The sequence below is a fragment of the Microcystis sp. M53598_WE2 genome, from assembly GCF_030067735.1.
GTDB lineage: Bacteria > Cyanobacteriota > Cyanobacteriia > Cyanobacteriales > Microcystaceae > Microcystis > Microcystis aeruginosa.
Map to the genome: position 1 here is coordinate 1 of NZ_JASJFE010000002.1, position 6,543 is coordinate 6,543.

General features: G+C 44.1%; 7 protein-coding genes and 3 pseudogenes. 1 reads left to right on the plus strand and 9 read right to left on the minus strand.

The features are described 5' to 3' along the window. Window positions 1-374: 374 nt before the first annotated feature. The 4 genes and pseudogenes from psb35 to PX636_RS00025 form a co-directional block, all read right to left on the minus strand. Entirely contained in the window at window positions 375-575 is a 201-nt protein-coding gene (gene psb35 / locus PX636_RS00010) for a photosystem II assembly protein Psb35 (RefSeq protein ID WP_002761344.1), read from the minus strand. 59 nt (window positions 576-634) lie between these two features. Next, the gene (locus PX636_RS00015) at window positions 635-1,042 is read right to left on the minus strand and encodes a gamma-glutamylcyclotransferase family protein (protein WP_002797480.1); all 408 of its coding nucleotides are present in this window, start codon (window positions 1,040-1,042) and stop codon (window positions 635-637) included. Next, on the minus strand, window positions 1,039-2,064 hold the full coding sequence (locus PX636_RS00020; protein WP_002797479.1) for an aldo/keto reductase: 1,026 nt from the start codon (window positions 2,062-2,064) through the stop codon (window positions 1,039-1,041). Before PX636_RS00020 ends, PX636_RS00015 begins: the two co-directional genes overlap by 4 nt. A gap of 143 nt (window positions 2,065-2,207) precedes the next feature. Beyond that, window positions 2,208-4,304 (minus strand): annotated as a pseudogene (locus PX636_RS00025) (S8 family peptidase). 68 nt (window positions 4,305-4,372) lie between these two features. Here PX636_RS00025 and PX636_RS00030 point away from each other — a divergent pair. Beyond that, complete coding sequence (locus PX636_RS00030) at window positions 4,373-5,185, plus strand: Uma2 family endonuclease (protein WP_288115819.1); 813 nt, start codon at window positions 4,373-4,375, stop codon at window positions 5,183-5,185. Window positions 5,186-5,369: 184 nt separating this feature from the next. Here the strand turns inward: PX636_RS00030 and PX636_RS00035 are convergent, their stop codons facing one another. The 5 genes and pseudogenes from PX636_RS00035 to PX636_RS00055 all read right to left on the minus strand — a co-directional run. Next, complete coding sequence (locus PX636_RS00035) at window positions 5,370-5,501, minus strand: anacyclamide/piricyclamide family prenylated cyclic peptide (RefSeq protein WP_502882830.1); 132 nt, start codon at window positions 5,499-5,501, stop codon at window positions 5,370-5,372. A gap of 144 nt (window positions 5,502-5,645) precedes the next feature. Beyond that, on the minus strand, window positions 5,646-5,813 hold the full coding sequence (locus PX636_RS00040) for a cyanobactin biosynthesis PatC/TenC/TruC family protein (protein WP_288115820.1): 168 nt from the start codon (window positions 5,811-5,813) through the stop codon (window positions 5,646-5,648). Between the two features lie 46 nt (window positions 5,814-5,859). After that, a complete protein-coding gene (locus PX636_RS00045; RefSeq protein ID WP_002762745.1) occupies window positions 5,860-6,117 on the minus strand; it encodes a cyanobactin biosynthesis system PatB/AcyB/McaB family protein in 258 nt (85 codons plus the stop codon). Between the two features lie 80 nt (window positions 6,118-6,197). Beyond that, window positions 6,198-6,368: pseudogene (locus PX636_RS00050) on the minus strand (cyanobactin maturation protease PatG family protein); the annotation flags it as partial. 16 nt (window positions 6,369-6,384) lie between these two features. After that, a pseudogene (locus PX636_RS00055) lies at window positions 6,385-6,543 on the minus strand (IS701 family transposase); the annotation flags it as partial.

Consider the following 6,543-nt stretch of genomic DNA (forward strand, 5'->3'; position numbering starts at 1 on the left):
CCATGTCTCACATTTTAGCATATATTTCGTAAATGTTCTAATATTTAACAGTAAAGCCGCCGTAAAACGGCGGGGTTTCAGACCCAAAATTTCCGATGATAGCGACGACAGGCAGTTTCATAAGAGGAGGAGGGGACGGAAATTAAAGACCCAATATTCTATCATAGCGATTTGCGATCGATCTTGGTTGATTGAGAGCGTTTCTCATAGGTGCGAAACGTTTAGGCATGAAATAAGGAGCCAAATGCCTGAAATAACCGCCTAGCAAGGTCTTTAGCCCCTTGTCCCAAGGCAAGGGTCAATCCCAACCAACCTTATAACTGTTGAGAAGGGAGAAAAAGCTGACGGCTAAAATAACTGATCACTGCCTTTTTCTAGGATTGAGAATCAGAATCCACCTCTGTCTTCACTTCGGGGACAATATCGGGTCTTTGGGCATCTTCCCAACCGACCGGGCGTTTAGAATTGTACCAAGCGATCGAACCGATGGTGACAGCAGCGAGAAAACCGACCACATAAACTGCCACAAAATAAACGGGGAATTTGCCACTGGCCACTTCTAGGAGTAGATACATAATTTTTTCACGATTAAGCTTTTAATTTGTATATCTTAACAGAATCGGCCCCCTCATCCCTATTCTCGATCGCTACTGGTCCACCAACCGGAAGGCAGCCAAATACCGCCATGAAAAGCTATTTTTGCCGGTGTCATCATATATCCCCAAGCTTCGCCGATTAATTCTCGCTCTAGATTATAAATAGGAATTCTGCGACGCTGATACTCGTTTTCTTCTGCATCTCTGCCGGGTTGATAATCTTCCAAACCATCCAAAAGCCCAATATCATAATCTGCGTTAAAAGTCAATAAAATTCCTTTCACCCAGCCATCCCCCTCGGTCAGTCCGGGATAACCGAGGGCGGTAAGATGGTATAAATGCCCCTTTGTGTAGGCGGTTTTAGAGTTGATCACTTTTCCCGCACAGTAGGCAGAATAGTTACTCTCCTTAGGTTTCAGTGTTCCATAAACAAAAACTTCCATCATCGGTCCAATTGTGCCGCTACTCCTCCTAATAGGATATCGCCAACAAATTGACTGGCTAAAAGTTCGTGGGGAAAACCAAGGGAAATGGCGCTGATATTATCGAGTCGTTGCAGCGGTTCCCCAGTCAGGTTAAAGTCCACACAGGCTAAATTATCCTGCAATTGGGACAATTTTCGAGCGCCAATGATAGGAATTACGGCGTTAGGCCGATTTCTTAGCCAATTTAATGCCACTTGTGCCGGTGATTTGCCGATTTCTCTGGCAATCTCTAGGACAGTCTCGGCAATTTTCAGATCGCGATCAAAAATTGGAAAAGGTTGGTCGGTCATGCTTAAACGTCCATCGACGGGGTTGGGTTGATTATATTTTCCCGTTAAAACTCCTCCTCCCAGGGGACTCCAAGCTGTCACCCCGATATTTAATGCTTTGGCCATGGGCAATAATTCCCGTTCGGGGGTGCGTTCCTTGAGAGAATATTCTATTTGTAGTCCGATAAAGGGTGTCCATCCCCGCAGGGTGGCCAGGGTGTTCCCTTGGGAGACAATCCAAGCAGGACTGTCAGAAATGCCGATATAAAGCACTTTTCCCATCCTGACCAAATCATCGAAAGCGCGCATCACTTCTTCGATAGGAGTGAGAGAGTCCCAAAGATGAAGCCAGAGTAAATCGATGTAATCAGTACCTAAACGCTTTAAACTAGCTTCTACCGCTTGAAAGAGGTTTTTTCGATGATTTCCGCAGGCATTGACATCCCCGGGACGGGTGTTGAGAGAATATTTCGTGGCGATTACCCATTTTTCTCGATCGCCCTTGACAAATTCCCCCACTAATGTTTCACTGGTTCCGTTAGTGTAGATATTAGCAGTATCGAGAAAATTGCCGCCCGCTTCCGCAAAAGCCTGAAAAACCGCCCGACTTTCCTCTTTATCCGACCCCCAACCCCAATCTTGCCCGAATGTCATCGTTCCTAGACATAGTTCGGAAACCCGCAGACCACTATTACCTAAAAGTTTGTAACGCATAATTAACTAAAATTTTGAATAAGAAGTTAATTATAATTGAATTTGAGCAGCATTTTTGCTAAGTACATTTGGTGCAATTTTGACAAGTTAACCCTGGCCTTATTGGTTAATCATTTTTTGCTTAGGTACTTAGCAGACTCAGGCTATTTAGAAACAGCCCAAGAACGCATTTCACCTAAGGTTACAGGGGTGCGATCGCTAACATCAATGGTAAAGCGAAAAACTCGTTTAGCGCGCAGACCATTTTCGGGATCAAAGAATTTTAATTTCACATCCCAGCATTCACTGACCTAGCGACAGAAGGGGCTTTTTTCCACTTCAATGCTGTGTAGTTCCATTCCCAGCGCTACTGCTTGGGAGAAGGTTTGTACAGCTTGAAAAGCGTTAGTAGCTGCAAAATTTAAAGCGCGATCCCGGGCGATTTGTCCGACATTGCGTAAGTCATAATAAATGCGATTCAAGAAACTGGTCAGAGAACGCCGCATCCTCGCTTCATCGGCGATTTCATGTTCTGCGCTAACAGTTTCTAGCGCTGATTCAATCAAAGTATTAACTTTCCAGCCATACATTCCCCTGGGACTATTAACCTTGATGACGGGAACAATTTGACCAGAAAAAAGTTTCACAGTTTCCTCGGTCAGCATACCGGGGATACTCACCCTTTCCACATAATCTTCGTCAGATTCTGGTAATATTTGACCCGCTAACATATATTGCATGACTTGATAAATCTCGGCGGCAAAAGCTCCCACGGGTTTAATTGCATAGATGGGAGTTAGTTCTAAATTGACTGTCCAAATTAAAGACTTAGTTTCTGATAAATTACTTTCTAAATAATCTACCATTTGCCGCGCATCGTAGGGATTGGATGGTAATTCAAGATTATCTATCGTGATGGTTGGCATTAACTGTTTAAAGGTATCCCGACGCGCTTCTGTGCCGAAATCATAGCCTAAAGTTCCTAACACATAAACGAGGTTTGAACGTTGACTAGGAACGACACTATTAAAGACAATATTTTTATTTGTTTGATTATTTTGTATTAATCCGGTTGAGGAAACATTTTCTGAAGCATTGCTAGGAGTGATCGCCAGTTCTATTGTCGCTGCTGTTGGGGTGGTTATAGTTATTCCCTGAGTTGCCATCTCGGTTGTATTAGATGGGATAACCGAGGTTGTCACTGTCATCGGAATTACCGCCGATTTTATGATATTATTCGACAAATTGTTATCCGCTTCAACAGTTTGTAATTTCTCTCCCGTCAGCAGTTCATAAGCACCCGCAATATTGATTTTTCCTAATAAACAGCGTTCTGGTTCTTCTACTTTATTAGGATCGCAGGGGATGGCACTATTAATCAAGGCGGCTCTTACTGCTTCTGCATCGGGAGATAACCCCTGTTCTAATTGTAAACTCATCAATAAAGCGGCTGTTCCTGTCACAATGGGAGCGGCGCAGCTAGTGCCTTTTTTGCGGATGGGGTCATCGGTTCCGGGTTGAGCGCCTAAAATATTCTCTCCTGGAGCGAGAATCCCTTGAGTTGCATATTTACCGCCAAAATTACTAAATTTAAATGGCTCGCCTGTATCTTTCATTGCTCCTACTGTCAGGACATTTTCTAACACCGCAGGAACGCACCAACACTCTCCTTTATCATTACCTCCGGGGGCAATCACCAGGATATTATTAGCTTGAGCTTGACGAATTGCTTTATCAATAAATTCGTGAGCTAATCCGCTTTGAGTTGGGTGACAAGCTGCACAATGGATAATATTAACTCCCTGTTCAATAGCGGTACTAATTGCCCTGGAAAGATTGAGAGGATTAATAAAATCTTCGTTGCTATAGGCGATGGGAATATTAATTACAGTAGCCTGAGGAGCAATCCCTTCTACGGGTGAATCTGGCTGGCCACAAATGGTGCTGATAATATGGTTAGCATGGAAGCGCAAATGCAAACTGTGGAGGATGTTTTCATCAGGGATAGCTTCTTTGAACAGATACTCTTTTTCTTCATCACTTTTGTCACTTTTTTCTATATCTAAAAAGGCTTGTAAGTGTTGCGGATCGATGGGAGATTCTTCCGACCAATAGGGATCAAGGCGGGTAATATTTGCTCCTTGGAAACAGGCGCGATCTAAGTCAATCGGTCCATCAAGAACGGCGATTTTGATGCGGGGATCGCCTTTGGTATGGGAGCGAAGAGCAGTCATTCCGGGGATAGCATTGAGATCAGGCATAGTTTTTGCAGGTTTTCAAGAACAGTTATAGAATAAAAGCTAGATAACAATAAATAGGGGAATTAAAGATGAGTGCAATCACCCCAACGGCACAACCCTCAACCACAATTCAGGAACCTTCGACCACGGTGTATTGCGATTCCCCTTTACCCGACCACACCCAACTCCCGGATAAAGATGGAAGTTTTGTGAAAAACTATCAAGAGCCTCCCCAAGCAGACCTTTTAACGGATACTATTACACCCCTTTTGGAGCAATTACATCCTGACGGTAATTACTGTCTGGGTCGAGATTGTGGGATTTATTGGCGATTGCCAGAGCATCCAGAATCCCTAGAAAAAGGTGCTGTTGCTCCCGATTGGTTTTATGTTCCCCATGTCCCCACAACGATTGAGGGTCAAGTCCGGCGTTCCTTCGTGATGTGGAAAGAAACCATTGAACCGGTTATTGCCTTAGAATTTGTCTCTGGCAATGGTGAAGAAGAACGGGATAAAACACCTGTCAAGGGTAAATTTTGGATCTATGAGCGAGCGATTCAAATTCCTTTTTATGGAATTTATGAAGTTAACAGGGCCCAGATCGAGATGTACCAGTTAGTTAATGGTCGTTACCAAAAAATGACTCCTAATCAGCGCGGTCATTATCCCATTGTTCCTTTAAAGGTAGAGTTAGGAATTTGGCAAGGGGAATACCAAAATCAATCCTTTCCCTGGCTTCGCTGGTGGGATGGGGAAGGTAACTTGTTGTTAACTTCCCAGGAATCTACTGAACAGGAACGACAACGAGCCGAACAGGAACGACAACGAGCCGAACAGGAACGACAACGAGCCGATCGCCTAGCGGAACAGTTAAGGGCCTTGGGGATAGAACCTGAAGAGTAGTCGTTTTGTCAGGTAGGCAAGCGCGAACAATTCATGAAAAAAAAGACTGCCTACCTGCCAGGAAGAACAAATTACACTGCGTCATCACCCGCAAAGGGATAACATTGCCTGGTGGCTAAATCACAGAAGGTAAGCTAAACGGCGCTTAACCTGCATGATCCAACAGCTATGACCCTTTTGGAGTCTATATCGGTGATCCGAAGTAAAAGCCGTTTAGCTTAGCAGGGGTAATCACATTACCATCACTAGGAACGGTAGTGATATTGTCTCGTTGAACTGGGGCGGTAATGCGAGGGGTCAGTTTTGGGGTTTTCATCGTAAGTTACTCCAAAGGTAGTTGTCGATAACACTAAAAGCTTTACACGATCTTTGTCAAGAGTTTTCTGTTAACTATTGTCAACTTTAAACAATTTGTTTGCGGGAAAAATAGACAAAGTTTTGCAGGAAAAATGGACAAAGTTTAAGACCAGATGCGACCGCGGCGAAAAGGCGGATCATTGGGATTCGCCTTGCGATCTTTGAACATGGTTTTCCAGCGTCCGTAATCTTCTAAACCAGTGGCGGGAATGTATTTAGTTTTAGGTTCAGTTGTTTCTGGTTGCTCAGTCTTGGGTTTTTCCGTAGCCATTGTTTGATTTCCTCCAGTGTTTTTTACTAGGTTTTAGAAGTCGATACTAATAACGAAAACCGCCAAAAGAGGACATTTTCAGATAGCCATAGTGAGGGTATTGAAACTGAGCCGGATCATTGTAGTTAGCTCCATGAACTAACTTAACTAAGATAGATACCAAGTCTTCGCCATCTCCATGAATAATATCGACGCATTCATGGGGATGAATGAAATGGGGTCGTTTGACGGGAGCAGATTGTTTGGGAAGTCTCACGGTTGTTTTGGGGTAAATAATGGGGGTAGGGGCGAAGCCTTCGGGCATAACCTATCGCTGAAACCTTAGATTTCCTATCGGAATGCTTCGCCCGTACTTGAAGTCAGAAGTCAGCGCAGGGGAGAGGACTAATAAGGAGAAGACCAGGAACGAACTTCGCCCAAGGTGACAGGAATTAAATCACTGACATCAATGGTAAACCGAAAGACTTTACGAGCGCGGCGGCTATTTTCCGGGTCGAAGAATTTTAACTGTACATCCCAACAATCGCTATCCAGCCGACAGAAAGGACTCTTAGTGGGACTTAAACAAATTTCAAGCCCAAACAAAGCTTAAACTGGCTTTGTAAGCGGCAAACACATCCCGATTCTCGGTCAGCCACTCAAAGAAACGGAAAGACATCGCTGTCCGAAAAGCTTCCAAGGCTTCCACAAAAGTGTTTAAAGGTCGATTCGCCCACTGCCTTTGCAATCC